Source organism: Actinosynnema sp. (assembly GCF_052038725.1).
Genome location: NZ_JBQGCX010000555.1, coordinates 1 through 3,254, shown reverse-complemented (window position 1 = coordinate 3,254; position 3,254 = coordinate 1). Strand labels below are relative to the sequence as shown.

Annotated in this window: 5 protein-coding genes; 4 read left to right on the top strand and 1 reads right to left on the bottom strand. The window is 72.0% G+C overall.

The window, feature by feature from the left end; genetic code table 11:
• A partial coding sequence (gene dnaA, locus ACTUAL_RS11150) for a chromosomal replication initiator protein DnaA (protein ID WP_440900200.1) occupies window positions 1-1,247 on the bottom strand: 1,247 nt, incomplete at its 3' end.
• 480 nt (window positions 1,248-1,727) lie between these two features.
• Between dnaA and rpmH the strand changes: the two genes are divergently transcribed.
• The 4 genes from rpmH to yidC form a co-directional block, all read left to right on the top strand.
• Window positions 1,728-1,865, top strand: coding sequence for a 50S ribosomal protein L34 (gene rpmH / locus ACTUAL_RS11145; protein ID WP_141816989.1), 138 nt, complete (start codon window positions 1,728-1,730; stop codon window positions 1,863-1,865).
• Window positions 1,866-1,891: 26 nt separating this feature from the next.
• The gene (rnpA, locus tag ACTUAL_RS11140) at window positions 1,892-2,293 is read left to right on the top strand and encodes a ribonuclease P protein component (protein ID WP_440900199.1); all 402 of its coding nucleotides are present in this window, start codon (window positions 1,892-1,894) and stop codon (window positions 2,291-2,293) included.
• Window positions 2,290-2,658: a membrane protein insertion efficiency factor YidD gene (gene yidD, locus ACTUAL_RS11135; RefSeq protein ID WP_440900198.1), complete on the top strand. Its 369-nt coding sequence runs from the start codon at window positions 2,290-2,292 to the stop codon at window positions 2,656-2,658. Before rnpA ends, yidD begins: the two co-directional genes overlap by 4 nt.
• Before the next feature lie 30 nt (window positions 2,659-2,688).
• A partial coding sequence (yidC, locus tag ACTUAL_RS11130) for a membrane protein insertase YidC (RefSeq protein WP_440900197.1) occupies window positions 2,689-3,254 on the top strand: 566 nt, incomplete at its 3' end.

Below are 3,254 nucleotides of genomic sequence, written 5' to 3'. Positions count from 1 at the left end.
GCGTTGACGAGCGTGCGCGAGCGGGAGGTGCCGCACAGCTCGTCGTGGCTGATCTGGAAGTAGTCCGAGACCTCGGCCATGATCGTCGGCACCGTGATCGCGGCCGACTCGCTGCTGGGGATGATGTCCTTGAGCACGTGCGCGGCCAGGGCCGCGTCCGGCGGGGTGCTGGACAGCGAGGCGAAGGCCGTCACCCGGATGAGCGCGCCCTCGAGCTCGCGGATGTTGGTGCTGATCTTGCTGCCGATGAGCTCGAGCACCTCGTCCGGCAGCTGCATCCCCTCCTGCGCCGCCTTCTTCTTGAGGATGGCGATGCGGGTCTCGAGGTCGGGCGGCTGCACGTCGGTGAGCAGGCCCCACTCGAAGCGGCTGCGCATGCGCTCGGCGAACCCGGACAGCCGCTTGGGCGGCTGGTCGGAGGTGATGACGACCTGCTTCTCGCTGTTGTGCAGCGTGTTGAAGGTGTGGAAGAACTCCTCGACCGTCTGCTCCTTGCCCTGCAGGAACTGGATGTCGTCGACGAGGAGGAAGTCCACGTTGCGGTAGCGCCGCTGGAAGGCGCCGGCCTTGTCGTCGCGGATGCTGTTGATGAAGTCGTTGGTGAACTCCTCGGAGTTCACGTACCGCACGCGCACCCCGGGGTAGAGGTTGCGCGCGTAGTGGCCGATCGCGTGCAGCAGGTGCGTCTTGCCCAGACCGGACTCGCCGTAGATGAACAGCGGGTTGTAGGCACGGGCCGGCGACTCGGCCACGGCGAGGGAGGCCGCGTGGGCGAAGCGGTGGGAGGAGCCGGAGACGAAGGTGTCGAAGGTGTACTTCGGGGTCAGGCGGGCGTCCTCGGCGCTGGCGGTCTGCACGGCGCCCGAACCGCCCCCGTCGTCGGAGCGGTAGGAGGTGCGCCCGGGCGTGGGCGCCGGTGCCTCGGTGACGTCGGTCTCGGCCGGCACCGGCGGGTCGCCCTCGTCCTCGACCTCGCGGCGCAGGTCCTCGTCGACGGTGATCGCGAGCCGGACGTCGTGCCCCAGCTCGGCGGCGATCGCGTCGACGATGGGCTGGCGCAGGCTCGTCTCGAGCGTCTCCTTGGTGTGCTGGTAGGGCACGGCCAGGAGCACGGTGCTGTCGAGGACGCCCAGCAGACGGGTGAGCCGCAGGAACGCGCGGTCCCGGGCGGTGACGCCCTGGGAGCTCAGGGTGGCGACCACCCGCTCCCACATCGCGTCGGAGCCTCCGGGGGAGGGCGCGGTCACGAGCTGCTCATCCCCCTCGTCTTGGCCGGCCTACGGTTGTCCACATCATTGTCCACAGGGTGTGGACGGACCGGTGGACAAGAGTCGAAGCCGCGACGCTAACAGCCCGGACGAGCCCGCGGCAAGTAGCGCTCCGGAATCCCGGACGACCGATCCGGCGCGCCCCGGCGTGTCGTCGCCGGCAGGACTGCCTCGGGGCCCACGCTGGTCGGTTCTCGGCGCGTCCGGCCGGGTCCCGGGACGGGTTTGACCGGGGGGCGGGGCTCGGCGTACCGTGGCTCGAGGCCGTTCTCGGCCGCTTTCGCCTGCCCACGGCTGCACCGGTCCAGGGGAGACCGTGACCCGCTCACGTCCTCCGGCCCGCTCACGCGTGGGTGTTCGTGAGCGGTCGAAGCACCGGTCACGGGTCGCCTACGCGGGGCCGTGACCGTCCAGAACCCCGGACCGTCCCCGTCGGTCCCCGTCACCGGAGTACCCACGATGAGCAAGCGTACGTTCCAGCCGAACAACCGTCGCCGCGCCAAGAAGCACGGCTTCCGCCTGCGGATGCGCACCCGCGCGGGCCGCGCCATCCTGGCCGCCCGTCGTCGCAAGGGCCGCTCCTCCATCTCGGCCTGAGCCGCGGCCGCCCCCGGCTGCCGCCGATGCTCCCGCGACGTCACCGCCTGACGCGCCCCGACGACTACCGCGCCGTGCTGCGCGCCGGTCAGGGCCGTCCTCGACGTCGCGCGGGCACCGAGCTGCTCGTGGTCCACGCCGCCCTCCCCGCTGCGGGGTCGGGCGGCACGACCCTCCCGACTCCCACGCGCCGTCCGCCGCGCGTGGGTTTCGTGGTGTCCCGGGCCGTCGGCAACTCCGTGGTGCGCCACCGGGTCGTCCGTCGCCTGCGCGCGCTCGTCGCCGAGCGCCTGCCGGGGCTGCCCGAGGGGACCGACCTCGTCGTGCGCGCCCAGCCGCCCGCCGCGACCGCCGCGTCGCCGGAGCTGGCCGCCGCGCTGGACCGCGCGCTGGACCGGGTCCTCACCCCTGCCGTGGCGGCGCTGTGAGCCTCCCGGGCGGCCCGGTGGTGGGGCTGCGCGACGTCCACCGCGGCGGCGTCCCGGCCGGCGATCGACGCAGCCGGGCCGCGCTTCCGCTCGTGTGGCTGGTCCAGCTCTACCAGCGCACCGTGTCGCCGCTGCTCGGACCCGTGTGCCGCTACTACCCCTCGTGCTCGGCCTACTCCGTGACCGCGCTCGAGCGCTTCGGCCCGCTGCACGGCACCTGGCTGACCCTGCGGCGGCTGCTGCGCTGCCACCCCTTCGCGCGCGGGGGCGTCGACCACGTCCCGACCCGCGGCGCGAGCCACGACCCCGACCCCGTCGGCCCGCACGCCGCCCCCTGCGGCGCCGCCGACCACGCCACCCGGTGAGCCCCGCTCGCCGCCGACCCTGAGGACCCCATGGGATTCTTCGACACCATCCTCTTCCCCTTCATCTGGTTCGACTCGGCGATCCTCGTCGGGTTCGAGTGGCTGCTCACCCGTCTGGGGATGCCGGACACGAGCGGGTGGACCTGGGTGCTGGCCATCGTCGGCCTCGTCATCACCCTGCGGGCCCTGCTGACCCCGCTGATGATCCGCCAGATCAAGAGCCAGCGGCGCCTGCAGATGGTGCAGCCGGAGCTGGCCAAGATCCAGAAGAAGTACAAGGGCAAGAAAGACCAGGCCTCCCAGAAGGCCTTCCAGGAGGAGACCTTCGGGCTCTACCGGGAGGCGGGGGCCAACCCCTTCAGCGCGTGCCTGCCGATCCTCATCCAGATGCCGTTCTTCTTCGCCCTCTTCCGGCTGCTCAACAGCGCCGAGGCGGTCTCGGAGGGACGGGCCGAGCCGCTGGGGCTGTTCTCCTTCGAGCTGGCCACCAAGATGGCCAACTCCGAGGTGCTGGGCGCGGGGCTGACCTCGACCTTCCTGCACGACCAGGACCTGTCGGCCAAGATCCTCTCGGCCGTGCTCATCGTCGTGATGTC

What these genes read in the sequence shown, in the direction of transcription:
- rpmH (WP_141816989.1), top strand. Translation starts at nt 1,728, where the DNA reads ATGAGCAAGCGTACGTTCCAGCCGAACAACCGTCGCCGCGCCAAGAAG.
- rnpA (WP_440900199.1), top strand. Translation starts at nt 1,892, where the DNA reads ATGCTCCCGCGACGTCACCGCCTGACGCGCCCCGACGACTACCGCGCC.